Origin of the sequence: Candidatus Sphingomonas colombiensis (genome assembly GCA_029202845.1) — a bacterium.
Classification (GTDB): Bacteria; Pseudomonadota; Alphaproteobacteria; order Sphingomonadales; family Sphingomonadaceae; genus Sphingomonas; species Sphingomonas colombiensis.
The window spans coordinates 629743-654975 of sequence record CP119315.1 but is presented as its reverse complement, the minus strand read 5'-3'; the positions used below and the strand labels follow the sequence as shown (position 1 = coordinate 654975).

Annotated in this window: 21 protein-coding genes and 1 tRNA gene; 10 read left to right on the top strand and 12 right to left on the bottom strand. The window is 64.8% G+C overall.

Annotated features, from left to right (window positions below; genetic code table 11):
• Nucleotides 1–26: 26 nt before the first annotated feature.
• Nucleotides 27–2813, bottom strand: coding sequence for a M14 family metallopeptidase (locus P0Y64_03075; protein WEK43826.1), 2787 nt, complete (start codon nucleotides 2811–2813; stop codon nucleotides 27–29).
• Between the two features lie 188 nt (nucleotides 2814–3001).
• On the opposite strand from P0Y64_03075, the gene P0Y64_03070 reads away from it, so the two are divergent.
• Together P0Y64_03070 and P0Y64_03065 are read left to right on the top strand one after the other, a co-directional pair.
• Nucleotides 3002–3406: a YbaY family lipoprotein gene (locus P0Y64_03070; GenBank protein ID WEK43825.1), complete on the top strand. Its 405-nt coding sequence runs from the start codon at nucleotides 3002–3004 to the stop codon at nucleotides 3404–3406.
• Between the two features lie 112 nt (nucleotides 3407–3518).
• Nucleotides 3519–3971, top strand: coding sequence for a MarR family transcriptional regulator (locus P0Y64_03065; GenBank protein ID WEK43824.1), 453 nt, complete (start codon nucleotides 3519–3521; stop codon nucleotides 3969–3971).
• A gap of 283 nt (nucleotides 3972–4254) precedes the next feature.
• On the opposite strand, the gene P0Y64_03060 is transcribed toward P0Y64_03065, so the two are convergent.
• Nucleotides 4255–4329: transfer RNA gene (locus P0Y64_03060), tRNA-Thr, on the bottom strand.
• An 81-nt stretch (nucleotides 4330–4410) separates the two neighbouring features.
• Here P0Y64_03060 and P0Y64_03055 point away from each other — a divergent pair.
• On the top strand, nucleotides 4411–4563 hold the full coding sequence (locus P0Y64_03055) for a hypothetical protein (GenBank protein ID WEK43823.1): 153 nt from the start codon (nucleotides 4411–4413) through the stop codon (nucleotides 4561–4563).
• Between the two features lie 155 nt (nucleotides 4564–4718).
• On the opposite strand, the gene P0Y64_03050 is transcribed toward P0Y64_03055, so the two are convergent.
• Nucleotides 4719–6518: an aminopeptidase P family protein gene (locus P0Y64_03050; protein WEK43822.1), complete on the bottom strand. Its 1800-nt coding sequence runs from the start codon at nucleotides 6516–6518 to the stop codon at nucleotides 4719–4721.
• Between the two features lie 168 nt (nucleotides 6519–6686).
• Nucleotides 6687–7610, bottom strand: a complete 924-nt coding sequence (locus P0Y64_03045; protein ID WEK43821.1) for a DUF808 domain-containing protein — start codon at nucleotides 7608–7610, stop codon at nucleotides 6687–6689.
• Between the two features lie 443 nt (nucleotides 7611–8053).
• On the opposite strand from P0Y64_03045, the gene P0Y64_03040 reads away from it, so the two are divergent.
• From P0Y64_03040 to P0Y64_03030, 3 genes are read left to right on the top strand one after another with little or no spacing between them, the layout of a single operon-like run.
• Nucleotides 8054–10114 carry a S9 family peptidase gene (locus tag P0Y64_03040; protein ID WEK43820.1) on the top strand — a complete coding sequence of 687 codons (2061 nt, stop codon included), beginning with the start codon at nucleotides 8054–8056 and terminating at the stop codon, nucleotides 10112–10114.
• On the top strand, nucleotides 10111–10671 hold the full coding sequence (locus P0Y64_03035; protein ID WEK43819.1) for a DedA family protein: 561 nt from the start codon (nucleotides 10111–10113) through the stop codon (nucleotides 10669–10671). Before P0Y64_03040 ends, P0Y64_03035 begins: the two co-directional genes overlap by 4 nt.
• Entirely contained in the window at nucleotides 10668–11063 is a 396-nt protein-coding gene (locus P0Y64_03030; protein WEK43818.1) for an acyl-CoA thioesterase, read from the top strand. The genes P0Y64_03035 and P0Y64_03030 overlap by 4 nt, the downstream gene beginning before the upstream one ends.
• Before the next feature lie 123 nt (nucleotides 11064–11186).
• On the opposite strand, the gene P0Y64_03025 is transcribed toward P0Y64_03030, so the two are convergent.
• From P0Y64_03025 to P0Y64_03000, 6 genes are all read right to left on the bottom strand, one after another.
• Complete coding sequence (locus P0Y64_03025; GenBank protein WEK43817.1) at nucleotides 11187–11486, bottom strand: hypothetical protein; 300 nt, start codon at nucleotides 11484–11486, stop codon at nucleotides 11187–11189.
• Nucleotides 11487–11559: 73 nt separating this feature from the next.
• Nucleotides 11560–14229 (bottom strand): phosphoenolpyruvate carboxylase, encoded by a 2670-nt coding sequence (gene ppc / locus P0Y64_03020; protein WEK43816.1) that lies wholly within the window; start codon nucleotides 14227–14229, stop codon nucleotides 11560–11562.
• A gap of 74 nt (nucleotides 14230–14303) precedes the next feature.
• Entirely contained in the window at nucleotides 14304–14537 is a 234-nt protein-coding gene (locus P0Y64_03015; GenBank protein WEK43815.1) for a formate dehydrogenase subunit delta, read from the bottom strand.
• Entirely contained in the window at nucleotides 14534–17371 is a 2838-nt protein-coding gene (gene fdhF, locus P0Y64_03010) for a formate dehydrogenase subunit alpha (GenBank protein WEK43814.1), read from the bottom strand. The genes P0Y64_03015 and fdhF overlap by 4 nt, the downstream gene beginning before the upstream one ends.
• A gap of 5 nt (nucleotides 17372–17376) precedes the next feature.
• A complete protein-coding gene (locus P0Y64_03005; protein WEK43813.1) occupies nucleotides 17377–18930 on the bottom strand; it encodes an NADH-ubiquinone oxidoreductase-F iron-sulfur binding region domain-containing protein in 1554 nt (517 codons plus the stop codon).
• Complete coding sequence (locus P0Y64_03000) at nucleotides 18927–19424, bottom strand: NAD(P)H-dependent oxidoreductase subunit E (GenBank protein WEK43812.1); 498 nt, start codon at nucleotides 19422–19424, stop codon at nucleotides 18927–18929. The genes P0Y64_03005 and P0Y64_03000 overlap by 4 nt, the downstream gene beginning before the upstream one ends.
• A 135-nt stretch (nucleotides 19425–19559) precedes the next feature.
• Between P0Y64_03000 and ald the strand changes: the two genes are divergently transcribed.
• The 4 genes from ald (at nucleotide 19560) to P0Y64_02980 (ending at nucleotide 23709) form a co-directional block, all read left to right on the top strand.
• Nucleotides 19560–20642: an alanine dehydrogenase gene (gene ald, locus P0Y64_02995; protein WEK43811.1), complete on the top strand. Its 1083-nt coding sequence runs from the start codon at nucleotides 19560–19562 to the stop codon at nucleotides 20640–20642.
• 75 nt (nucleotides 20643–20717) lie between these two features.
• On the top strand, nucleotides 20718–21761 hold the full coding sequence (gene hrcA / locus P0Y64_02990) for a heat-inducible transcriptional repressor HrcA (GenBank protein ID WEK43810.1): 1044 nt from the start codon (nucleotides 20718–20720) through the stop codon (nucleotides 21759–21761).
• Between the two features lie 22 nt (nucleotides 21762–21783).
• Entirely contained in the window at nucleotides 21784–22323 is a 540-nt protein-coding gene (grpE, locus tag P0Y64_02985; protein WEK43809.1) for a nucleotide exchange factor GrpE, read from the top strand.
• Between the two features lie 162 nt (nucleotides 22324–22485).
• Nucleotides 22486–23709: a threonine synthase gene (locus P0Y64_02980; protein ID WEK43808.1), complete on the top strand. Its 1224-nt coding sequence runs from the start codon at nucleotides 22486–22488 to the stop codon at nucleotides 23707–23709.
• An 18-nt stretch (nucleotides 23710–23727) separates the two neighbouring features.
• Here the strand turns inward: P0Y64_02980 and P0Y64_02975 are convergent, their stop codons facing one another.
• Nucleotides 23728–24180, bottom strand: coding sequence for a hypothetical protein (locus P0Y64_02975; protein ID WEK43807.1), 453 nt, complete (start codon nucleotides 24178–24180; stop codon nucleotides 23728–23730).
• Nucleotides 24181–24326: 146 nt separating this feature from the next.
• Complete coding sequence (locus P0Y64_02970; GenBank protein WEK43806.1) at nucleotides 24327–25160, bottom strand: TauD/TfdA family dioxygenase; 834 nt, start codon at nucleotides 25158–25160, stop codon at nucleotides 24327–24329.
• Nucleotides 25161–25233 lie beyond the last annotated feature (73 nt).

Below are 25233 nucleotides of genomic sequence, written 5' to 3'. Positions count from 1 at the left end.
GAGCGAGCGTGCTCCGCCGATCCCGTTCAGCGTGTGGCCGCCGCGGCCGGGCCGTAAAGGATGCCGTTGAACAGCAATTTGAACGTCGCATAGGGCTGCGCGCGCTGCGTCACCTCGGTGCCCATCGCGAACAATTTGCCGCGTCCGATATCGGCATCAGCGATCGCGACCGTGCCCTTCAACTTGTCCTGTCCGACCGCCCAGCCGCTGCGGAGCGGCGTTACCGAATCGAACCACGCGATTGAGGTCGCGCCCGCGCCGAGCGTGAAAGGCTGATTCTTGTCGAAGAACATATCGACCTTCGGCGTCATGCCGAAGGCGAGCGGCTTGGTGGGATCGACGCTCGCCTCGATCAGCGAGCCGGGGATGTAGAAATCCTTGGCGGAAAGCGCGCTAAGCGTGCCATCGGCCTTTTTCGTCACCAGTGCGGGCTGGATCGCGGGCGCAATCAGCGAAGCGAGGTAATTGGCACCGCCGACGGTGATGACCGTACCGCCGGCCTTGGCAAAAGCATCCACCTGCGGCGCGGTCTTTTCGGCCGTCACCTCGCCGAGCCACTCGCGATATTGCGCCGGAATATCCTCCGGCTTCGGCCCGGCGTTTGCGTAGCCCGCCTTGTACGCGCCGTTGCGCGGGCCAGCGAAGGTGCCATCGGCGAACAGCAGCACGTCGTATTTCGCGTTGAGATTCCCCGCGTCGAGTTCCTTTGGATAGATAACCGTAAACGGGAATTCATATTGTTCGAGCAGCCAGCGGGTCCAGCCTGACGGGATCACCCCGCCATAATGATCGACCAGCCCGACACGCACCGGCTTGAGCGCGATCGTGGCTCCCTCGGGCGCCTTTGCCATGCGATAGGCGTCGATGCCGAGCGGTGCAGAGTCCCCGACGATCCTCGCGGATTCGGATGACGCTGGCACCCAGATCGCGCCGGGCGCGAGCGTCTTGCCGTCCATCTTCGTCGCGGCGGTCAGCCATTTCACCTTCACGCCGGCCTTGAGCAGTCGGTTCGTGAGGATGAAGCTGTTGTTCGCCTCGTGTCCGATGATCCAGCCCGCGTTGCCGCTGCCGATCTGGCGGCCGGGCGGAGGGGTGAGCAGATCGGCGGTAACCCGCTGGAACGGGCCGTCGAATCCGTCGAGCACGCGATCGAACTGCACGCCCATCTGGAACGCCAACGTATATCCCGTGATGTCATAAGGCGCCTTGGGCGGCCCGCCGGGGTATTCGGCGTCATGCGGGTGATCCTGCGGCTCGAACATGTCGAGCATATGCGGACGATAGGCCTGCGCGGTCTTCACGACATAGGAGCCGGCGGGATAACGCTTGCCGGCGACGGTGAACGGCGCCGTGGCGCGTTCGATATCGACGCCGTTCTTGAGCAGCGCGTTGAGGAAAGCGATCGTCGTCGGCATGTCGCGCTGATCGGGCGTCAGGATATAACCACGCGGATCGCGCTTCGCCGGATCATTGAGCACCGACTTATACAGCGCCGGATCGACCGCGCGGGTATCGCGATAATCGTCGTCGCCGGTGGCGACCTTCTTGCCGGCCGCAGCAGCCTTCACCGCATCGACATCATTCGGCGTGATCGTCCAGCTATCGCGATTGCCGCGCGCGATTGCCTGATCACCCATCCGCCAGAAATTCATCAGCAGCCGTTCGCGATTGCGCGAGGCGTAATCCATCACCGCGCGATCGAGCGACCATTGATATTCCAGGCTGTCCTTCAGATGCCAGTCGCGTGGCCCGATCGGCATGGGCTCGTCATTGCGGGCGAGCTGGTTCTCGGGGACGAGCGGGATCTTCTCCGGTGTCGGGCCGCCGATGATCTCGGTCAGCAGGCCGATCGAATTGTGGAAATAGGCGACCGATCGCTCCATACCGTTGTGCCAGGTCGAATAAGGCGCTGCGCTGCGCATTCCCGATCCTGCCTTTTCCTCCGAAACCAGCCGGCTGTGCATCGCCGCGCCAAGTTCCTGAAGCTGCGTCATCACGATCGGCGAGTAGTTGTAATTAAACGGATCGCGGAACGGCGGGACGAACACGACCATTCCCGCCGGGCCGGTCTGATGCTGATTGAAGATGATCTGTGGAAACCAGTCTCGGAACAGCGCGCGATTGACTGCCTCGGTCTCCGGCATTTGCGCCATGAAGCTGTCGCGGTTGTTATCGTGGCCGACGTATTTCTGGTACAGGCGCGGAATGCTGCGGAACTCGCGTTTCGCCGGATCGGGATTGCGCATGTACCAGTCAGCGACGAGTTGCAGCCCATCCGGGTTGTCATGGCCGAACAGGATGATCGTATCGTCCAGAATGCGTTTCGTCTCCGCATCCTGCGCGGTCAGCATCCGATAGAGCACGTGAATCTGGCTCTGTGTCGTCACCGTTTCGGTGGCGTGCAGACCGGCGTCGATCCATACGATCGCGCGGCCCTCCGCAGCGAGCGCCTTGGCCTGCGTTTCGTTCACGCCTTCCGCCTTGGCGAGCTTGCGCGCGATCTCGCGATAATGATCGAGTTTCGCCAGATTGGCGGGGGAAGAGACGATCGCGACCCACATCGTTCGCCCCTCGGCCGATTTGCCGATGTCGATCAGCTTCATCCGATCCGATTGCGCCGCCAGCGCCTTCAGATATTTCTCGTAAGCATCATAATTGGCGAGATAGTAGTCGCTGCCCGGCTCTGTCGGAAACGCCTCGGCGGGGGAGGGGAGTCCGCCCCCCCCGGTCGTGATCGGTTCCGCCAGCGCCACATTCGCCTGCGGTATCGCCATCGCGATCAGCGCCGTGCCGATCAGATAGGTCGTCTTCATCTCCAGCCCCTTATGCTCTCGCTCGCTTGATTAGACGTAGCAATGGCGCGGAGCCCTACCTCATCTCGCGAAAAAATATCGCGATTGTCGGGCAAAGGGGGCAATATCAGCCGCGTTCAGCGCGCATGCAGCGACCGTCGCGCATGAGCCGTGGCGAAATCGAGGGACGAACCATGATACGAGCTTTGATGCTGGCGCCGCTGATCGGTCTCGCCGCCTGTGCGACGACTGGAGATGGCGGAATGCACGCTCACCAACCCGCCGCCTGGACCACGCTGTCGGGCACTGCCGCCTATCGCGAGCGGATCGCGCTGCCGCCCAATGCGCGGCTGGAGGTGGAAATCCGGGATGTCAGCCTGGCGGATGCGCCCGCGCCGTTGATCGCGTCGGTTACGATTGATGCGAAGGGGCGTCAGGTGCCGCTGCCGTTCGCGCTGCGTTATGACAATGCGCGGCTCGATCTCCGGCACAATTATGCGGTATCCGCGCGAATCACCGCCGGCGGCGAATTGCTGTGGATCACGGATACGCGCAACACGCTACAGCCGGGACAGACGAATATTGCGCTTAATCTCGTGTCGGCGCGCCGCTGAGTTGATGTTTACGGGCGCTGGTTGCGCGCGATAGGCCGTTTTCGGTGCAAGTCGGCGCGATCTTATGCTTCGCGCGATTTGCGACCGGTTCGATCGCTGTCATAATGCGAGAATGACCCGATCCGTCGCCACGCTTCCGCCCTATCGCCAGTCGCTCTCCGGATCGTTGCTCGCGGCGCGTGAAGCAGTGATGGCGCCGATCCGCCCGATGTTACGGGAAGTGGACGTCACCGAACAGCAGTGGCGTGTGTTGCGTGTGCTGAATGATCTTGGTCCGCTCGATCCGAGCGGACTTTCGCAGGCGGCGCAACTCCACGCGCCAAGCGTCACGCGCATTTTGAAGGATCTGGTCGATCGCGGGCTGGCCCTGCGCGAGCACGATCCGCATGATCGCCGACGTTCGATCGTCACCCTGTCGGACGAAGGGGCGAAACTGATCAGCGCCACCGCAGACCACACCGTCGCGACACTCGAAACCTATCGCGCGCGGTTTGGCGCCGAGCGCCTGGAAGCGCTGACCGGGGAGTTGCGCGCACTGGCCGAGGCGATCGGGGACGTCGGATAAGCTGTCCTCACCCTTATCAGCATCCTTGGTGGTGAAGAGTGGCTGGACGATGCGCGTTCGTGCAGCGGAGTCCATGCTGCTGCCGCGACGGCAGACAATTACCCGCGATATGCTGGAATTGATCGGAGCACACCGATCAACCAGTCGCAGCCAAGGCCTTGCCCCGCGATGACAGCGTCATTTTTCTGATCGACGCGCATACCGCTCCGCGCGCCAGCCGGGCGAGAAACTTTCGTCGTCTCCCCCGTAGGGGTGAGCTAACTAGATGATCATATAGAAAAAATGGTGCTGCCGGTGAGGATTGAACTCACGACCTCAGCCTTACCAAGGATGCGCTCTACCACTGAGCTACGGCAGCATGGCCCGAAGGACAGGGGGGCCCTAGAGACGACGCCGGCGGCATTGTCAAGGCGTTCGCGCACGCGCAATAGCAGATCGTATGTCAAACAATGACGACCAGCGTGCCGCGCGCCTTGCCGAGCAGCTTCGCGCGAATCTCAGGAAGCGCAAGGAACAGGCGCGCGCCAAGCCTGCCTCGCCGAGCGAGAACACCAATCAGCCGAATGCCGCGAACGATTCGGCGGAGCGCTAGGCTGGTTGATGGAGAGTTGATCAACTGATTGCGCGAGTCGCCTCACGTGACCGCGATATTGTCGAACGGGCAAGTTGCACGCGCTGCAATCATGGCCCGATCCCCATACGCATTCTGCGCCGCGACACGAAGCGTCGTGCCACGGCGCTAACAGCTCAGCGCGTGATCGGCTGGCACCGTGCGTCGAGCCAAGTGCGATCTTCGCCTTCCAGCACCGTTCCCAGCTCCGCTGCGACACGCACGTGATAGGCGTTGAGCCACGCGAGTTCCGTCTCGTTGAGCAACGCGGCGTTGATCAGATCGCGATCGATCGGTGCCAGCGTCAGCGTCTCGAACGCGAGCATCGGCGTTTCGCCGCCAGAAATGTCGCGCTCGACGACCAGCAACAAATTCTCGATGCGGATGCCGTAATCGCCTGCTTTGTAATAACCTGGCTCGTTCGAGAGGATCATGCCGGCGCGCAGCGGCTCCTGCGGGCCGCCTCCGCCGTAGCTCGGCTTGGCGATGCGCGCGGGCCCCTCATGCACCGAAAGATAGCTGCCGACCCCGTGGCCGGTGCCATGCGCGAAATCGAGCCCGGCCTGCCACAACGGGAGCCGGGCGAGCGCATCGAGCTGCTGCCCCGACGTGCCATGCGGGAAAACAGCGGTGGCGAGCGCGATATGGCCTTTCAGCACGCGGGTGTAGCGATCGCGCATTTCGGCGGTCGGGGCGCCGATCGGTACGACGCGGGTCAGGTCGGTGGTGCCGTCCGCATATTGGCCGCCCGAATCGATCAGATAGAGCTGGCCGGTTAGGATCGGTGCGTTTGATTCCTCGGTGACGTGATAATGCGGGATCGCGCCGTGCGCCCCGGTGGCGGAGATGGTGTCGAAGGAGAGATCCTTGAGGACGCCCGTTTCCTCACGGAATTGCTGGAGCCGGGCGGCGGCGGACAGCTCGGTCTGGCCACCTTTGGGGGCCTCGGCGGCAATCCAGCGCAGGAAGCGGGTGAGCGCTGCCCCGTCGCGGAGGCTGGCAGCGTGATGGCCGGCGACTTCCGCCGGGTTCTTGCACGCCTTGGGAATCACTACCGGATCGCGCAGCGGCAGCACGGTGCCCCCGCCTCCCTCGATCGCCAACGGGATCGCCGCGACCGACAACGATGGATCGACCGCGATGCGCTTGCCCGCGAACGCGCCGAGTGCTGGAGCGAAAGCGGCGCGATCATGCACGCGTACGGCGTTGCCGAGATGCTGGCGCACCGCGTCACTCATTTTCTCTGACGCCACGAACAGATCGGCGGTGCCGTCCGCGTTGACGATCGTATAGGCCAGTGCGACCGGAGTACGTGCGACATCGGTGCCGCGCACGTTGAGCAGCCACGCGATCGAATCGAGTGCGGCGAGGACGACGCCGTCGGCTTTTTCGGCCGCCAGCCAGTCGGCGATCACGCTGCGCTTGTCGGCCGAGGAGCGCCCCGCAAGGGCATCGTCATGCACGGAAAGCGTCGCGTCGGACGGCGCGGGGCGATCCGGCCAGATCGCGTCGACCGGATTGGCGTCCACCGCAACGAGCGTTGCGCCGATTCTGGCCAGCGCGGCAGCGGCTTCATCGACCCATTGGCGGGTGTGCAGCCAGGGATCATAACCGATCCGCGCGCCATTGGCCGCATGCTCGCCCAGCCATTGCGTCACGCTGGTTTCGGGCACGCCGACGAACTGCCAGTCCCCGCCGTCGACCTGTTCGCGCACTTGCAACGTATAACGGCCGTCGGTGAAGATCGCAGCGTCCTCCGGTAGCACGGCAGCGGTGCCGGCCGACCCCTGAAAACCGGTGAGCCACGCCAGCCGCTGGGCATAGGCGCCGACATATTCGCTCATATGCTCATCGGTGAGCGGAACGACGAAGCCATCAAGGCGCTGGCGGGAAAGCTGCTCGCGAAGGGCGGCTAGGCGGGCGGAATGGGTGGACATGGGTGTTTCCGGTTTGCTTGGAATCGGCGCAGGCCGTGATGCGGCGATCATGGCAGAAGAGCGGGCGGATTCAACCGACTCCGGGTAGCGGGGGCATGTGCCGGGGGATGATCGGTCCGGGGCTCGCGTTCTGCCGCGTGCGTCCTTCTCCGACCGACACGGCGAACGTTAGCGCCGGAGGACATGGAGCGCGCCGGCGATCGCGCTGCCCACGACAAGGCCCATGATCGCGGACAGTAAGGCGGCGGTAAGCCACGCTGCCACGCCGCCCACGCTTGCGGCATTCGCGCGCGCGGCCTCCGCCGCGTGATGTACCCAGCCCGGAATCGGGGTGAGGTGAAAATGCTCCAGCCCATGCACAATGATCTGGCCGCCGACCCAAAGCATCGCGGCGACCCCGATATTGGATAGCGCGCTCAACACCAACGGCATCGCCGCGACGAGCCCGCGCCCGATGGCTTGCGCGGTAGCGCCGGGCCGGCGCGCGAGCGCCAGCCCGATATCATCCATTTTCACGATCAGCGCGACCACGCCATAAACGCCGGCGGTGATCGCCACGGCGACAAGCGCCAGCGCGACCGCCTGATTGACGAGCGATTGATCCGCCAGCGTGGAAAGCGCGATCGCCATGATCTCAGCCGAAAGGATCAGATCGGTGCGGATCGCGCCAGCGACCTGACGATCTTCCAGATGCTTGGGGTCGGTGGTGGCGACCTGATCGTCGTCATGTGCGCCGCCGCCAATCGCCTCGATAATCTTTTCCGCCGCTTCGAAGCAGAGATATGCGCCACCCGCCATCAGGATCGGGGTGATCGCCCATGGGGCGAACGCAGAGAGCAGCAGTGCCGCGGGAAGGAGGAAGATGAGCTTGTTGCGCAGCGACCCCAGCGCGATCTTGCCGATGATCGGGAGTTCGCGCGCGGGGGAGAGGCCGACGACATAGCGCGGGGTTACCGCCGCATCATCGATCACGACGCCCGCCGCCTTCACGCTCGCCTTGCCGGCCGCGGCGGCGACGTCATCCAAGCTTGCGGCGGCGAGCTTCGCGAGAACGGCGATATCGTCCAGCAGCGCGACAAGGCCTCCGGCCATCGATCGATCCTTCGTGAAATATCTTGGAGCGCGGGCATCGCCCACCTTGCGGGTATCGCGCAAGCAAGGATTTCGCAGGATTTTCATGAAGCTGGCTATGTCAGCGAGATCGGCAAAACGGGGGAGAGCGACCGGGCGGCGTGGCGCTCGATCCCCCGCACTGTTGCTCCGCCGGTGCCGGTTTTACCGGCGGCTCCACTCCAAATCTTTTTATGATTCGGCGTGCCTCAGCAAAGCCCCTTTGCAAGGTCTTTAGGCAAAAAGAAAGGCCAGTCGTGAGACCGGCCTTGAAAGTTTTTAGGAGAGGATGCCTGAAAGGCCTGATCCTTGTGCATCGCAGCATATTATTTCGCAAATGCAAACAAAGCCCTTATGATTGCAAAAACCGCAATCGCTAAGCGCGAACGCATCGACAAGTCCGGAACGGCGGTTATGGAGGGCGAATGACCTTTCCCGCTCCTCCGCAGGCCGCGACGCGGCCGCATCAGTTCGTCCGCCATGGTATCACAATCGACGATCCATGGGCCTGGCTGAAGGATGCGGGCTATCCCGATGTGACGGACAAGGAAATTCTCGCCTATCTCGAGGCGGAAAACGCCTATTTCGAAACAATAATGGCGCCGCTCAAGCCACTGGCCGAGCGAATCAACGCCGAGATGCGCGGGCGAATCAAGGAAGACGAAGCCACCGTGCCGCAGAAGGACGGGGACTGGCTCTATTGGACCGCATTCGACACCGGTGGCCAATATCGCAAGTGGTGGCGCCGCCCGATCGCTGGTGGAGCGGACGAATTGTTGCTCGATGAGCCCGCGCTGGCGGATGGGCATGAATATTTCCGGCTCGGCGCGTTCGCAGTGTCGAATGGTGGCACCAAGCTCGCTTATGCGATCGACGATTCGGGTGCCGAGCGTTTCGAAATCCGGGTGAAGGATCTGATTACCGGCGAACATCTGCCCGAGGTGATCCCCGGTATGCTCTCCGATATCGTGTGGACGGCTGACGACGCCGGTTTCCTCTATGGCCTCGCCAACAAGGAATGGCGCACCGACAATGCGCGCTTCCACCGGATCGGCACCGATCCGGCCGCGGATGTGGAACTGTATCACGAAGACGACGAAGGCTATCGCGTCGCGGTTTCCGAAACCGGCGACCGCAAGTGGATCATGATCGCGACCGGCGATCATGTGACAAGCGAGGTGCGATTGCTCCCCGCAAACGATCCCTTCGCCGCGCCGATCATGGTCGCGCCGCGCCTTTCCGGCCGCGAATATGACGTGGATGCGCATGGCGACACTTTGTTCATCCACACCAATGATACCGATCCGATGTGGCGTCTGGTCACCGCGCCGATCGCGGCGCCGGGTGAGTGGACCGAATTGATCGCGCCATCGCCGGATTTTTATATGACCGGCGTGGAATGCTATCAGGACTTCTTCGTGGTGGAGGGGCGTGAGGATGGCCTCGATCAGATCGCCATCCACCGGTATGACGCGCCGACCGAGGGCAAACGGATCGCGTTCCCCGAGGCGAGCTACACCGCCGGTCTCGGCGACAATCCCGAATATGACCAGCAGGTGCTGCGGCTCGGCTATGAATCGATGGTCACGCCGGGGACGGTCTATGACTATGATGTCGCAACGGGCACGATGACGACGCTCAGGGTGCAGGAAATTCCGTCGGGCTACGACGGAACCAAATATCGCACCGAGCGGCTGAAGATTGCGGCACGTGATGGGACGCTGGTGCCGGTGTCGATCGTCTATCCGGCCGATTTTCCGAAGGACGGATCGCGTCCCCTCTATCTCTATGCCTATGGCGCTTATGGCCATGCGATCCCGCCGGGCTTTTCGACCGGGCGCCTATCGCTGCTCGATCGCGGTTTTGCCTACGCTATCGCGCATATCCGTGGTGGCGATGATCTTGGCCAGCAATGGTATCGCGATGGGAAGCTGGAGAAGCGCACCAACACGTTCAATGATTTCGTCGACGTGGCGAAGGGGCTGATCGCACAGGACTGGACGAGCGCGGGCAAGATCGCGATCGCCGGGCGTTCGGCAGGCGGTGAACTGATGGGTGCGGTGGTCAATTCCGATCCGGAACTGTGGGGCGCGGTGATCGCCGATGTGCCGTTCGTCGACGTGCTCAACACGATGCTCGATGAGACATTGCCACTGACTCCCGGCGAATGGCCCGAATGGGGCAATCCGATCACCGACAAAGCGGCATTCGAGTTGATCCGTAGCTATTCGCCTTATGATCAGGTGAAGGCGCAGGCCTATCCGCCGCTGTTCATTTCGGGCGGCCTCAACGATCCGCGTGTGACTTATTGGGAGCCCGCGAAATGGGGCGCCAAGCTGCGCGCGACCAAGACGGACGATAACGTGCTGTTGCTCAAGACCAATATGGGTGCCGGCCACGGCGGGAAATCCGGGCGGTTCGACAGCCTGTATGAAGGCGCGGAGGAACATGCCTTCGTGCTATGGCAATTGGGCGTCGAAAAATGACGATCGAGGCCATCGTCGCGAAATACGGGCTCGCGGCGCTGTTTCTCGGTGCGGGGCTGGAAGGCGAGACGGTGGTGGTCGCCGGCGGGATTCTCGCGCATCGGGGAATGTTTTCGCTGGTCGGCGCTATGGCCGCGGCAGCGGCGGGGTCGTTTGTCGCCGACCAATTGTGGTTCCTGCTGGGGCGGCGCTTTCACGATCACCGCTTCGTGCGCAAGGCGCATGAAAAGCCCGCCTTTGCAAAGGCGATCGCGTTCCTTCAACGCCATCCGATCGGCTTCATTTTCGCCTTTCGCTTCATCTACGGCTTTCGCACCGTGAGCCCGATCGCGATCGGCACCACCGATGTTCCCGTGCGGCTGTTCGTGGCGGTAAATCTCGCTTCGGCTATCGTCTGGGGGATCATTTTTTCGAGCCTCGGCTTCGTCTTCGGGCGCGGGTTCGAACAGCTGGTCGGGCGGTTGCAGCCGGATACGCATACGTTGCTGGTGCTGCTCGGCGCGGCGATCGTCGCGTCCGGCGCTTTCCTCGGCTTTCGCTACTGGCGCAAGGTGTGAAGCGCTTCACTTATCCCTTCGTCGCCACCCCCGGTGACATCGACGAACTCGGTCACGTCAACAACGCGGTATGGGTGCGCTGGGCGCAGGAGCTCGCGGTGGCGCATTGGGAAGCGGTCGCAGCGCTCGAACATCGCGAGGCGTTCATCTGGGTCGTGACGCGGCACGCTATCGACTATCGCGGCAATGTCGCTGCGGGTGAGGCGGTGACGGGCGAGACGTGGGTGCCCGATGTCCCGCATGGCGCGCGCTTTGATCGGCATTTCCGTTTCATCGGCGCGGACGGGCGGGTGACGGTTGAGGGCGTTACGACATGGGCGTTGCTGGATCGCGCGAGCGGGCGCCTGTTGCGCGTCAGGCGCGAAGTGGCGGCGCCGTTCCTCGAGGATTAGCGCGCTCCGAAGCGGCCAGCCGACGAACGACGCCGGGCTTCGCGAAATAGCCTCGTCGGGGCATTTTCTAATCGGCGCTGATGGCGAGGAGGGAGGATTACCCGCCGCCTCGCCCAAGCGGCATCAGCTATAGCGGCAACGCTTCTTGGCGGTCATCGTGCGATCGATCGCGCGGCCGGCAAGCGCGCCACCCGCCGCACCCGCGACCGTGCCGAGCGCGCCATGGCCGAGCACCGAGCTGCCCACCAGCGCGCCGCCGACGCCGCCGGCTACAAGGCCGGTCGTACCGCTCGACCGACGGCAACGTTTCACGCCGCGATATTTGTGCTTGTAGGTTTGGGCCTGTGCGTCGCTGCTCGGGAAAGCCATGGAGACGGGAACGGCAAGCGACATCGCACCCAGGGCAAGCATCAGTTTGCGCATGATCGGCATCCTTTTTGGTCGGGTGGCGATGGTAACGCCAATGCGACGCCGATCAAGTGCGCTCCGATCGGCCTCAACCGGAATTGCGCAGCGCCGTGGCGATCGCGTTGATCGACAGCAGGATGCCCTGGCTGATGCGCTCGTCGCGCTCGCCTGCGCGATGGCGCTTCATCAACTCGATCTGGAGCAGGTTGAGCGGCTCGATATAGGGCAGTCGCAGCCGGATCGAGGATTCGAGCGCGGGGGCCTTCTCCAGCAATCGCGACTGTCCGGTGACCGCGAGCAGCCCATCATGCGTGCGCTTCCAGCCATCGCGGATCATGCCGAACACATGGTTGCGCAGCGCGGGGTCCTCGACCAGCCCGGCATAGCGCTCCGCAATCCCCATGTCGGATTTCGCCAGCACCATCTCCATATTGGCGAGCGTTGCGGCGAACAGCGGCCAGCCTTCCGCCATCTCCGCAAGCAGCGCCTTGTCGGGGTAGGCGGCGATGGCGTGGCCGACGCCATACCAGCCTGGCAACATAACCCGCGCCTGCGCCCAGCTGAACACCCATGGAATCGCGCGCAAATCCTCTATCCGGTGGCTTTTGGTGCGGCTTGCTGGGCGGCTGCCGATTTTCAGACCGGAGATTTCGGCGATCGGCGTCATCTGCCGGAAGAAGGTGGTGAAACCCTCCGTGCCGTAAACCAGATTGCGATAGGCGTGGAATGCGGTGTCGGACAGGGCATCCATTGCTCGCCCGAACGCTTCATTCTCGGCTGACGAAAGCTGTTCCGGTTCGAGGCTGGCGAGCAAGGTGGCGGAGGCCATCGCCTCCAGATTGGTCGCGGCACTTTCGCGCGTGCCATATTTGCCGGCGATCACCTCGCCCTGTTCGGTAATGCGGATGCGGCCCTGCACAGTGCCGGCGGGCTGCGCGAGGATCGCTGCGAAGCTCGATCCGCCGCCGCGCCCCACTGCGCCGCCGCGCCCGTGAAAAAGCTGCATCCTGACGCCAGCCGCCTCGAACACGGGCTTCAGCGCGGTCGATGCCTTAGACAATTGCCAGGTTGAGGTGAGATAACCGCCGTCCTTGTTCGAATCCGAATAGCCGATCATCACTTCCTGATGCCCGCGTGCGGCAATGATTTCGCGGACTTCGGGTAGCGCGAACCATTCGTCCATGATCGCGGGGGCGGCTTCCAGATCCTCGATCGTTTCGAATAGCGGTACGGCCATTATCGCGGCGGTGGCCGGCGGCCCCGGCCGATAGAGACCAACCTCCTTGAGCAGCAAATTGACCTCAAGCAGGTCAGACACCGATTTCGCCATCGACACGATATACTGGCGGATTGCGCCCGCGCCGTAGCGCGCGTGAGCCTCTGCCGCAGCGGCGGCGATGGCGAGTTCGGAACACGTCTCGTCCGAATAATCCGCATAAGGGGACCGCAAAGGGCGCGGGCTGGACAATTCGTGGCGCAGCAGCATCACGCGCTGATCCTCATCAAGCGCGGCATAATCGTCGCACACGCCCGCCACCCTGAGCAATTCCGCCACGACGCGTTCGTGCACCGCGCTGTTCTGGCGCATGTCGAGTGTCGCGAGGTGGAACCCGAATACCTCCACCGCGCGGATCAGGCGCCCGATCGCCCCGCCCGAGGCGATTAATCCACCACCGATCATGGCAAGCGGGCGGGCGAGCACGACGAGATCGGCGCGCAACGCGGCGGGATCGGGATAGGGTTCGCCCTTCAGCACGCCGGGACGTGGCGGAGATTTGCCGGTTAGCGCCAGATGCGTCACAGCGAGCCGCGCATAGATGCCGGAGATTGCGCGACGATACGGCTCGTCGCTGCGGCTTTCTGCGAGATCGCCGCTCTTTTCGGCCAGCGCCATCACCGCCTCGTCGACCGGTGCCAGTTCGTTCGAAATGGACAGTTCGGCGCCAAGTGCGTGAAGCTGATCGAGGTAATGGACCAGCACCGTCTCGCTTGCGCGGGCCAGCGCAGCGCGCAGCGAGTCCGCGGTGACGAAGGGATTGCCGTCCCGGTCGCCGCCGATCCAGCTACCGGGGCGCAGGAAAGAGGGCGCGCGTGCACCCATCGCGCGATCCCATCGCTGATAGAGTGCGGGCAGTACCGGCAGGAACACATCGCGCAGATAGCTAAGCGCGGTTTCCACCTCGTCCGCTACATACAGGCGTTCGCGGCGCAACACGCGCGTTTCCCATAGCAATGCCACCTGCCGCATGATCGCATCGTCGACGCGATCGCCGTCGGCCGTCGTTTCAACGCCGCGATCGCGATAAGCCATCAGTTGGGCGATGCGATTGCGATGATCGATCATCGACTTTCGGCGCACTTCGGTGGGATGCGCGGTAAGCACCGGCACCACCAGCGCATGTTCGAGCAGCGCCGCGACCGCCGCCTTGTCCACGCCTTCGCGCGCCAGCCGGTCGAGCACGGCCGCGACGTCCGCGCCATCCTCTGCGGCGATGCCCTGCCGGTCCTCCGCGAGGTTGGCGAGCATCGAAAACAGCATGAAGCCGCGCACGAAATCGAGCGTTTCGTCGAGCGTCAGCGCCTCAAGATGGTGATCGACTGGCGGCCCGCCCGCGCGATGGCGCTCGACCGAGGCGGAGCGGATCGCCTCCGTTGCAGCGAACAGCCGCTCGCCGCCGAGCGCGCGAATGACATCACCCAGAACGCGCCCGAGATAACGCACGTCCGGGTTGTTGGTGATCGCGGGAAGCTCGGCCATGCCGATGATGCTGCACCGCAATATGATCGCGGTCAACCGCTTTGCCGACGTTTAATTACCGCTATGCGCCTCGATTATGCGGCTTCGTTGCGCAGCCGCTCCACCGCGCCGCGTGCGATGTCGCTCAAGGCATCTGGGCACGTGTCGAGGCAGGCAACGATACGTCCGCGCATCAACGGATCCCAATAAAGTCGCAGATGCTCGCATGTTGCCGCAATCGCGCTGTCTTCACCGTTGCTCGCGAAGGCGCGCGCGATCTGGTTCGCCATATGCAGCAAGCGATCGGTGGTGGACATCATGCCGGTCATTCGGCCGCCTCGATCCGCCGCGCGCGCTCCGCCTGTTCAGCATAGGAACGCTGCCACTCGCTTGGACCGTTGGAGGGCGAAACCTGCACCGCAGTCACCTTATATTCCGGGCAGTTGGTTGCCCAGTCGGAATAGTCTGTGGTGATGACATTGGCCTGCGTATCCGGGTGATGGAAGGTCGTATAGACCACGCCCGGTGCGACGCGATCGGTGATCAGCGCGCGCAAAGTCGTCTCGCCCGCGCGGCTTCTCAGGCTCACCCAATCACCGTCGCGGAGGCCGCGATTCTCGGCGTCGTGCGGGTGGATTTCCAGCCGGTCCTCATCGTGCCACGCGACATTTTCGGTCCGCCGGGTCTGTGCCCCGACATTATACTGGCTGAGGATGCGTCCGGTGGTGAGCAGCAGCGGGAAGCGGGGGCCGGTTTTTTCGTCGGTGGGGATGTAATCGGTGACGACGAATTTGCCTTTGCCGCGTACGAAAGCGTCAATGTGCATGGTTGGCGTACCATTCGGCGCGGCATCGGTTACCGGCCATTGCAGCGAACCGTGTTCATCGAGCGCGGCATAATCGACACGCGCGAACGTGGGAGTCAGCGCGGCGATCTCGTCCATGATCTCTGACGGATGGGTGTAGTTCCACTTCAGCCCCATCGCCTGCGCCACCAGTTGAACCACCTCCCAATCGGCATGGCCGTTCAACGGCTCCATCACCTTGCGCACGCGCTGGATGCGGCGTTCGGCGTTGGTGAAGGTGCCGTCTTTCTCCAGGAAGGTCGATCCGGGCAGGAAGACGTGCGCGTAATTGGCGGTTTCGTTGAGGAACAGATCCTGCACCACGACGCATTCCATCGCCGCGAGCCCGGCGGCGACATGATGCGTATTGGGATCGGATTGCAGGATATCCTCGCCCTGGATGAACAGCGCGCGGAACGTGCCGTCGGTCGCCGCGTCGAGCATATTGGGGATGCGCAGGCCCGGTTCGGGATCGAGCGCAACGCCCCAGGCATCCTCGAACAGCGCACGCGTGGCGGGATCGGAAACGTGGCGATAGCCGGAATATTCGTGCGGGAAGCTGCCCATGTCGCATGAGCCCTGCACGTTGTTCTGCCCGCGCAACGGGTTCACGCCGACGCCTTCGCGCCCGATATTGCCGGTCGCCATCGCGAGATTGGCGATCGCCATCACGGTTGACGAGCCCTGACTGTGCTCGGTGACGCCAAGCCCGTAATAGATCGCGCCATTGCCGCCGCTCGCGAACAGCCGCGCGGCGGCGCGCAGATCGGCGGCGGGCACGCCGGTCAGCGCCTCGCTCGCCTCCGGCGAGCGTTCTGGTTCGGCGACGAAGGCGGCCCAATCGGCATATTCGTCCCAATCGCAGCGTTCGCGGATGAACGCCTCGTCGGCCAGCCCCTCCGTCACCACGACATGCGCCATCGCCGTCAGCACCGCGACATTGGTGCCGGGGCGCAGCGGAAGATGATGATCGGCGGCGACATGCGGGCTGCGCACCAGATCGATGCGGCGCGGATCGACCACGATCAGCCGCGCGCCTTCCCGCAGCCGCTGCTTCATCCGGCTGGCGAAGACGGGGTGGGCGTCGGTGGGGTTGGCGCCGATCACCATGATGACGTCAGCCTGTGCCACGCTGTCGAAATCCTGCGTGCCGGCGGATGTGCCGAAGGTGGTGCGAAGCCCGTAGCCGGTCGGCGAGTGGCAGACGCGCGCGCATGTATCGACATTGTTGTTGCCGAAGCCCTGCCGGATCAGCTTCTGGACGAGGAACGTCTCCTCGTTGGTGCAGCGCGACGAGGTGATGCCGCCGATGCTGCGGGTGCCGTGCGCCGCCTGTATCCGGCGAAACTCACGCGCGGTATGGGCGATCGCCTCGTCCCACGAAACCTCGCGCCACGGCTGGTCCACGCGCTCGCGGATCATCGGCGAAAGGATGCGCTCGCGGTGATTGGCATAGCCCCAGGCGAAGCGTCCTTTGACGCAGCTGTGGCCGTGATTGGCCTTGCCATCCTTCCACGGCACCATGCGCACGAGTTGCTCGCCACGCATTTCCGCGCGGAACGTGCAGCCGACGCCGCAATAAGCGCAGGTGGTGACGACCGCGCGATCGGGCGTGCCGATCGCGGTGACCGATTTCTCGATCAACGCCGACGTGGGGCAGGCCTGCACGCACGCGCCGCACGATACGCATTCGGAGGCGAGAAAGCCCTCGTCCGCGCTCGCCGATACTTTTGAGGCGAAGCCACTGCCGTCGATCGTCAGCGCGAATGTGCCCTGCACCTCGTCGCAGGCGCGGACGCAGCGCGAACAGACGATGCACTTGGCCGGATCGAAGGTGAAATAGGGATTGCTCTCATCCTTCCCGGCGGAAAGATGGTTGGCGCCGTCGTAGCCATAGCGCACGTCGCGCAGGCCCACCGCGCCGGCCTGATCCTGCAATTCGCAATCGCCATTGGCCGAGCAGGTGAGGCAATCGAGCGGGTGATCGGAGATATACAGCTCCATCACCCCGCGCCGGAGCTTCGCGAGTTTCTCGCTCTCGGTGCGCACCACCATGCCCTCGGCGACCGGGGTGGTGCAGGATGCGGGATAGCCCGCGCGGCCCTCGATCTCGACCAGGCACAGGCGGCATGATCCGAATGCTTCCAGCCGATCGGTCGCGCACAGCTTTGGGATATTGGTGCCGCGCAGCGCGGCGGCGCGCATGATCGAAGTGCCTTCGGGCACCGACATCGCCTCCCCGTCGATACGCAGCGAAACGGTGCGGGCGGTGTCGCGTGGCGGCGGGGTGCCGAAGTCGCTTTCGCCGATCCATGCCATGACGCTTACTCCGTCGCCGCCGGTTCCGGCGCGGCGACGCCGAAATCCTGCGGGAAATGATCGAGCGCGCTGAGCACCGGATAGGGGGTGAACCCGCCCAAGGCGCAGAGCGATCCGAATTTCATCGTATCACAAAGATCGCGCAGCACGGTGATTTCCTCCTCGCGCGAGCGGGGGCGGGGGGCCGCGTTGCGCATCTGCGGCAGCGCCTCCACCGCATCGGGCACGGTGCGACCGCCCGCCGTGATGCGATCGATCGTCTCCACGCCGCGCACCGATCCGATGCGACACGGCGTGCATTTGCCGCAGCTTTCGTGGGCGCAGAATTCCATCGCGAAACGGGCCATATGCGCCATGTCCGCCGTATCGTCGAACACGGTGATCCCGGCATGGCCGATCAGCCCGCCGGCGGCGGCGAATGCCTCATAATCGAACGGCAAATGGAACATCGACGGGGGGAAATAGGCGCCGAGCGGGCCGCCGACCTGCACCGCCTTCACCGGGCGGCCGCTTTCCGTACCGCCGCCGATCTCCGTGACCAGTTCGCCGAGCGTGACGCCGAACCCGCATTCGAACAGCCCGCCGTTCAGCACATTGCCGGCAAGCTGGATCGGCATCGTGCCGCGCGACCGGCCGAAGCCGACCGCCGCATAGGCCGCCGCGCCCTCCGCGATGATGAACGGCACGGCGGCGAGGCTCAGCACGTTGTTGATTGCGGTGGGGCGGCCGAACAGCCCTTGAATCGCGGGCAATGGCGGCTTGGCGCGGACCTGCCCGCGCTTGCCCTCGATCGAATCGAGCAGCGCGGTTTCCTCGCCGCAGACATAGGCGCCGGCGCCGACGCGCACCTCCAGCACGAACGGCGCGATGCGCGGGGCGGCGAGCGCGATCGCCGCCTCCATCGTGCGGATCGCGAAGGGATATTCGGAGCGGATGTAGATAAACCCGCGCCCCGCGCCGACCGCGTGGGCGGCGATCGCCATCCCTTCGATCAGGCAGAAGGGATCGCCCTCCATCAGCATCCGATCGGCGAAGGTGCCGCTGTCGCCTTCATCGGCGTTGCACACGACGAACTTCTCCGCCCCGGCCGCGTCCAGCACGGTCTGCCATTTGATGCCCGTCGGGAAGCCCGCGCCACCGCGCCCGCGCAGCCCGCTTGCCTTCACCTCGTCGATCACGGCCTGCGAGGGGCGTCCGCGCGCGATTTCCAGCCCACGCCAGCCGCCGTGCGCGGCATAATCGTCGAGGCTCAGCGGATCGATCACGCCGCAGCGCGCGAAGGTGAAGCGTTGCTGGCGCGCGAAGAAGGGGAGGTTCTCGACGTTGCCGATACGGTTGGGGTGGGTGCTATCCAGCACCGCGTCGATCTCGTCAGGCTGGACGGGGCCGTAGCCGATGTGGCCGTCCGCCGTTTCGATTTCGACCAGCGGCTCAAGTCGGAACAACCCGCGGCTGCCGGTGCGGATCACGGAGACGCCACGCGTGGCGAGTGCCGCCGCCACCTCGTCCGCGCCGAGCGCGACAGAGGCCATGTCGCAGCTGACGAAGGCGCGCGTCATGCCAGCAGCTCCGCCGCGATCCGGTCGATCTTCGCTGCATCAAGGCGCGAAACGGGGCGGCCATCGACCAGCGCATTCGGTCCGGTGGCGCACAGGCCGAGGCAATAGATCGGCTCGATCGTTACACGGCCATCGGCGCTCGTCTCGCCCATGTTCAGCCCCAGCCGCTCCGTCGCGTGGCGCTCGATCGCGGCACCGCCGCGCGCCTGGCAGCTTTCGGCGCGGCACAGCCGGATGATGTGCGTGCCGGCGGGGGCAGTGCGGAAATCGTGATAGAAAGTGACGACGCCATGCGCGTCCGCGCGGCTCAGGTTGAGCGCGGCGGCGACCGGCACGACCATTGCGCCGTCGATATATCCGAATTCGACCTGCAGCGCGTGGAGCAGGGGGAGCAGCGCATCGCGGCGCGGCGCGCGGTCGCGCAGGAAGCGCGCGATCGCTTCGGCGTAGCGGGCGGAAGGACTCTCCTGCCGGGCGGTGTTGGTCCGGGTCATCGCGCTTAGGGGTCGCACCGCGCGGCTGGGCGATCAACGGATATTATTTTCTGCCCGGCGTGCCGAGATCGGGATTTGGCGGGATTTCGCCCGGTCTCCGCAGTATAGCGCGCGCTACGTACAGGAGATGGCAAGATGCTGGTCGGCGTTCCTCGCGAGATCAAGAACAACGAATTCCGCGTCGGGCTGACGCCTGGCGCGGTGCGTGAATATCGCCACCATGGGCATCGCGTGATCGTTGAGACCGGCGCCGGGGCGGGGATCGGCGCGGGTGACGAGGTTTACGCGCAATCCGGCGCGGAGATCGTCGCGACGCCGCAGGAGGTGTTCGCGCGCGCCGAGATGGTGGTGAAGGTGAAGGAGCCGCAGCCGCACGAATGGGTGCAATTGCGCGAGGGGCAGATCCTGTTCACCTATCTCCACCTCGCCCCCGATCCCGATCAGGCGCGCGGGCTGATGGCATCCGGCGTCAGCGCGATCGCTTACGAGACGGTGACCGATGCATCGGGCGGCCTGCCGCTGCTCGCGCCGATGAGCGAGGTGGCCGGGCGGCTGTCGATCGAGGCGGGCGCGACCGCGCTGCGCGCCGTATCGGGCGGGCGCGGCGTGCTGATGGGCGGCGTGCCGGGGGTGGCGCCGGCCAATGTCGTGATCCTCGGCGGCGGCGTGGTAGGCACCCATGCGGCGCGGATGGCGACGGGGCTGGGCGCGAACGTCAGCATCTTCGATCGCTCATTGCGCCGGCTGCGCCAGCTCGACGACATGTTCCACGGGCGCGCGGATACGCATTTTTCCACCATCGCCGCGATCGAGGAGGCGCTCGCCACGGCCGATGTGGTGATCGGCGCAGTGCTGGTGCCGGGCGCCGCCGCGCCCAAGCTGGTGACGCGCGAGATGCTGAAACTGATGAAGCCGCGCGCGGTGCTGGTCGATGTCGCGATCGATCAGGGCGGTTGTTTCGAGACTTCGCATCCCACCACCCACGCCGATCCGACCTATGAGGTGGATGGCGTGATCCATTATTGCGTGGCGAACATGCCCGGCGCGGTGCCGCTGACATCGAGCTATGCGCTCAACAATGCGACGCTGCCTTACGGACTTGCGCTCGCGGCGAAGGGGCTGGCGGCGCTGGATGACGATCCGGGGCTGAAAGAGGGGCTGAACGTCGACAAGGGACGGATCGTCAACGCGGTGGTGGCGGAGACATTGGGTTTTTGATTGCGGTGCCATAACTCATTGTCGATCGGTCCTGACCGTTGAGCCAATGCCCGCGCCGTCCTACATCAGCCGGCGATGACCGCCGCCACCCCCGTTTCCGAGCTTAGCGATCGCGCGCGGGATATCTTCCGCCGCGTGGTCGATAGCTATCTGGAGAGCGGCACGCCGGTTGGGTCGCGCACCCTGGCGCAGGCGGGGCTGAACCTGTCGCCCGCGTCGATCCGCAGCGTGCTCGCGCAGCTTGAGACGGTCGGGCTGCTTGCCGCGCCGCACACTTCCGCCGGGCGGATGCCGACCGAATTGGGCCTGCGGCTGTTCGTCGACGGGATGATGCAGGTTTCCGAGCCGAGCCGCGAGGAGCGCGCCGCGATCGAGGCGCGCGCGGCCGCCGGCGGCCCGGTGGAGGAGGCGCTGGCCGCCACCACCGCCGCGCTTTCCGGGCTGTCGGCCTGCGCCGGGCTGGTGATGGTGCCCAAACATGAGCAGGTGCTGCGCTCGATCGGATTCGTGCCTTTGTCTCCCACACAGGCGCTTGCGGTGCTGGTGAGCGAGGATGGCGCGGTCGAGAATCGCGTGATCGATCTGCCGCCGGGCGTCGGCCCGTCCGCGCTGATCGAAGCGGGGAATTACATGTCCGCGACGCTCGCCGGCCTCACGCTGGCACAGGCGCGCGCGCGGATCGATCATGAGCTTGCCGCTGGACAGGCCGCGCTCGACGCGACCGCGCAGGCGCTGATCCAGCGCGGGATCGCGGTGTGGAGCGAGGATGGCGGTCGCCGCGCGGTGCTGATCGTGCGCGGGCAGGGGCGGCTGCTCGACGATGCCGCCGCCGCCGATCTGGAGCGGGTGCGCGATCTGCTCGACGATCTGGAGGGCAAGCAGGAGATCGCGGCGCTGCTCGATTCGGCGCGCGCGGGCGATGCCACGCGCATCTTCATCGGCGCGGAGACGAAATTGTTCGCGCTTTCCGGATCCTCCGTGATCGCCAAACCGTTTCGCGGACAGGACGGCCGCGTCGTCGGCGTCGTGGGCGTGATCGGCCCGACGCGGTTGAACTACGCGCGCGTCGTGCCCATGGTGGATTTCACGGCCGCGACGCTCGCCCGCCTGATCGGGTGAGCCGCCAACAGACAGGAATATGATGACCGACGAGAATACGACCGAGAATCTGCGCGACGAGACCGCCGAGGCGGCGCCCGAAGTGGCAGAGCATGATCGGACCGGCGAACTGGAGGCCGCGCTCGCCGAGGCGAAGCAGCAGGTGCTTTATGCGCAGGCGGAGGTGCAGAACGTGCGCCGCCGCGCCGAAAAGGACGCCGCCGATGCGCGCGCTTATGCCGCGACCAACTTCGCGCGCGATATCCTGTCGGTGAACGACAATATGGAGCGCGGGCTGGCCGCGATCCCGGCGGAACTGCGCGAGGACGAAAAGCTCAAGGGCCTCGTCGCCGGGATTGAAGCGACGATGCGTGAGCTGGCCAATGTATTCCAGCGCCACGGCATCACGCGGATCAGCACGCTGGGCGAACAGCTCGATCCCAATCGCCATCAGGCGATGGTCGAGATTCCGTCGGCCGATGCCGCGCCGGGCTCGATCGTGCAGGAAATGCAATCCGGCTGGATGATCCGCGATCGCCTGCTCCGCCCGGCGCTGGTGGGCGTCGCCAAGACCGCCGACTGATCGTTCTTTTGAAAATGCGCGGACGAGCGCATTTCGCGGCACCAGCCTGCGCCCTCACCCCGCCTCCCAGCCATGATGCCGGTGGGATGCGGGTTGGGGAGCGGGCCGGTGCGGTCTCAAAACTCGCCTTTCGGCGCGTTTTCAAAGAGAGATTTTGACCGGATGAACGAAAACCTCACGGCTGAACGGCCAACCTTCGTCACGCATCTCGAATGCTCGCTGACCGGCGAGCGTTATGAGGCGGATCAGCTCCATGGCCTGTCGCGCGCGGGGCGGCCGTTGCTCGTCCGCTACGATCTGGCGGCCGTGAAGGCTGCGCTGGGCCGCGATACGCTGGCGGCGCGCGAGACCGATCTGTGGCGGTGGCGCGAACTGCTTCCGGTGCGGCGGACGGAAAATGTCGTGAGCCTCGGCGAGGTCGAAACGCCGCTCGTTCCGATCCCGCAGGCTGGCGGCGCGAACGTGCTGGTGAAGGACGAGGGGCGCCTGCCCACCGGCAGCTTCAAGGCGCGCGGGCTGGTGATGGCGGTGGCGATGGCGAAGGAGCTTGGCGTCAAGCGCATCGCCATGCCGACCAACGGGAACGCAGGGGCCGCGCTTGCAGCTTATGCCACGCGCGTGGGCATCGAGACGATCGTCTTCTGCCCCGAGGACACGCCCGAGGTAAACGTCCGCGAGATCGCGATGCAGGGCGCTCGGGTGTGGCGCGTCAACGGCCTGATCGATGATTGCGGCGCGATCGTCGGCAAGGGAGCGGGCGAGGGGCGCTGGTTCGACTTCTCCACGCTCAAGGAGCCGTATCGGATCGAGGGCAAGAAGACGATGGGGCTGGAGCTGGCCGCGCAACTCGGCTGGCGGCTGCCCAAGGCGATCTTCTATCCCACCGGCGGGGGCACCGGGCTGATCGGCATGTGGAAGGCGTTCGACGAGCTGGAGAAGCTCGGCTGGATCGGCAGCGAACGGCCGCGCATGTATGCGGTGCAGGCGGCGGGCTGCGCGCCGATGGTCCGCGCGTTCGAGGCGGGCGAGGAACATGCCGAGCGCTGGGAGGACGCGCATACCGTCGCGGCGGGCATCCGCGTGCCGCGCGCGGTCGGCGATTTCCTGATCCTGCGCGCGGTGCGGGAGAGCGGGGGCAAGGCGCTCGCGGTCGGCGATCCGGCGATCCTTCAGGCGGTGGACGATTGCGCGCGCAAGGATGGCCTGCTGCTCTGCCCCGAAGGCGGCGCGACGCTCGCGGCCTATCGTCAGGCGCTGCGCGACGGCGAGGTCGACGAGGATGAGGAGGTGGTGCTGTTCAACTGCGCCACCGGCCTCAAATATCCGATGCCGGAGGCACCACGCACGCTGGACCGTCACGCGCCGATCGATTTCGATCGGTTGTGACGGCCGCGCGCGCCGGGGTTATTTGGCGAAGCGCACTTCCTGATAGGTCGCGTCGTCGATGAAGGTGCGATACTTTTCGTAACCGGCGACGGCGGCCTTCGCGTCGGCGTCGCTCATGCCGGCGGTGATTTCCTTCTCGATCGCTTCGTCGCGCGCCTTGTTCGGTTCCAGCGCGGCGGCGCTGGTGAAATGCGCCATGATGACGACGCTGGGCGAATTCTTCACATAACCGTTGCGGGTGAGGAACTTGTAGTCATCGACCAGCCCGCGATGCTTCAGCGCCTCGAACACCGGCGCCTGGGTGCGGCGCAGCCCGGTCAGATAGTCGTCGACATGGTTGGGATCGCATTCGATCGCGTTGATTTCCCAAAAACCCTTGGTCGGCGAATAATCGACCCATTGCTTGGCGATCGCGCCAGTCGCGCAAAGTGCTGCGATGCCGGCAAGAAGATAAGAGGATTTGCGGATCATCTGCATTCTCCGGCTCGACGGGGAATGGATGCCAGCATCACGGCCCGCAAAGCGAATATGGTTTCATGTACGCCTTTACGAAGGCGAAACGATAAAGCATTGTGGGCCGGGTGTGGATTGGGGGAATTACGTAGCGCGTTTCCCCTTCATTCAAGCGGCTCTCCTGCGATCGTGATACGGTGCATCAGCCGGCGATGGCCCTGATAATCGTTCAACGCATGATGCCAGGTCGAGCGATTGTCCCACACCGCGATCGATCCCGGCGCCCATTGCACGCGACAGTGAAATTCCGGCCGCATCGCCACGCTGTACAGATATTGCAGCAGCGGCATGCTTTCCTCACGCGTCCATCCTTCGAAATGCAGCGTGAAGGCAGGATTGACGTAAAGCAGTTCCCGCCCCGTCCGGGGATGGCGCAGCGCGACCGGATGGACAGCATGGGTGTGGATATCATGCCCCTTCAGATCGGCGGCCTGATCGGTCTGCGCATAGATGCCGTCGGCGCTGTAGATATGATCGGCCGAATGCACCGCGCGCAGCCCGCGCAGCGTTTGCTTCAGCCCCTCTGAAAGCGCGTCGAACGCCGCGCCCATGCTGGCGAACAAGGTGTCGCCGCCGGTCGGCGGGGTCTCGCGCGCGAGCAGGATCGATCCCATCGCGGGCACCTGATCGTAAGTGTGATCGGTGTGCCAGCCGCCGCCGATATTGGTGGTCTGGGTCTCCGATTTGCGCACCTCGGCGATTTCCGGGTGGCCGCCGTTCGCCGGGAAATAATTGTTCACGTCGATATCGCCCCAGCGCCGCGCGAAGGCGATATGCTGTTCGGGCGTCAGCTGCTGATCGCGGACGAACAATATGCCGTGATCGGCCACCGCGCTACGCAGCGCGCCGAACGCATTGTCGTCGATCGCGTTCAGATCGATATCGAGCGCCTCGACGCCGACATGATCGGACAGCGGGCGGAATCGTACGTCGCTCATCATATCCTCTCCTTATCGCGCGCATTCTATCGTGAGTGCTCGCAATGGAATGTCACGTTGGTTACATTCGTGC

Bases quoted from the DNA above. Each gene is read 5' to 3' on its own strand.
- P0Y64_03075 (WEK43826.1), bottom strand. From the start codon at position 2,813: ATGAAGACGACCTATCTGATCGGCACGGCGCTGATCGCGATGGCGATA.
- P0Y64_03070 (WEK43825.1), top strand. From the start codon at position 3,002: ATGCTGGCGCCGCTGATCGGTCTCGCCGCCTGTGCGACGACTGGAGAT.
- P0Y64_03065 (WEK43824.1), top strand. From the start codon at position 3,519: ATGACCCGATCCGTCGCCACGCTTCCGCCCTATCGCCAGTCGCTCTCC.
- P0Y64_03055 (WEK43823.1), top strand. From the start codon at position 4,411: ATGTCAAACAATGACGACCAGCGTGCCGCGCGCCTTGCCGAGCAGCTT.
- P0Y64_03050 (WEK43822.1), bottom strand. From the start codon at position 6,518: ATGTCCACCCATTCCGCCCGCCTAGCCGCCCTTCGCGAGCAGCTTTCC.
- P0Y64_03045 (WEK43821.1), bottom strand. From the start codon at position 7,610: ATGGCCGGAGGCCTTGTCGCGCTGCTGGACGATATCGCCGTTCTCGCG.
- P0Y64_03040 (WEK43820.1), top strand. From the start codon at position 8,054: ATGACCTTTCCCGCTCCTCCGCAGGCCGCGACGCGGCCGCATCAGTTC.
- P0Y64_03035 (WEK43819.1), top strand. From the start codon at position 10,111: ATGACGATCGAGGCCATCGTCGCGAAATACGGGCTCGCGGCGCTGTTT.
- P0Y64_03025 (WEK43817.1), bottom strand. From the start codon at position 11,486: ATGCGCAAACTGATGCTTGCCCTGGGTGCGATGTCGCTTGCCGTTCCC.
- ppc (WEK43816.1), bottom strand. From the start codon at position 14,229: ATGGCCGAGCTTCCCGCGATCACCAACAACCCGGACGTGCGTTATCTC.
- P0Y64_03015 (WEK43815.1), bottom strand. From the start codon at position 14,537: ATGACCGGCATGATGTCCACCACCGATCGCTTGCTGCATATGGCGAAC.
- fdhF (WEK43814.1), bottom strand. From the start codon at position 17,371: ATGGCATGGATCGGCGAAAGCGACTTCGGCACCCCGCCGCCACGCGAC.
- P0Y64_03005 (WEK43813.1), bottom strand. From the start codon at position 18,930: ATGACGCGCGCCTTCGTCAGCTGCGACATGGCCTCTGTCGCGCTCGGC.
- P0Y64_03000 (WEK43812.1), bottom strand. From the start codon at position 19,424: ATGACCCGGACCAACACCGCCCGGCAGGAGAGTCCTTCCGCCCGCTAC.
- ald (WEK43811.1), top strand. From the start codon at position 19,560: ATGCTGGTCGGCGTTCCTCGCGAGATCAAGAACAACGAATTCCGCGTC.
- hrcA (WEK43810.1), top strand. From the start codon at position 20,718: ATGACCGCCGCCACCCCCGTTTCCGAGCTTAGCGATCGCGCGCGGGAT.
- grpE (WEK43809.1), top strand. From the start codon at position 21,784: ATGACCGACGAGAATACGACCGAGAATCTGCGCGACGAGACCGCCGAG.
- P0Y64_02980 (WEK43808.1), top strand. From the start codon at position 22,486: ATGAACGAAAACCTCACGGCTGAACGGCCAACCTTCGTCACGCATCTC.
- P0Y64_02975 (WEK43807.1), bottom strand. From the start codon at position 24,180: ATGATCCGCAAATCCTCTTATCTTCTTGCCGGCATCGCAGCACTTTGC.
- P0Y64_02970 (WEK43806.1), bottom strand. From the start codon at position 25,160: ATGAGCGACGTACGATTCCGCCCGCTGTCCGATCATGTCGGCGTCGAG.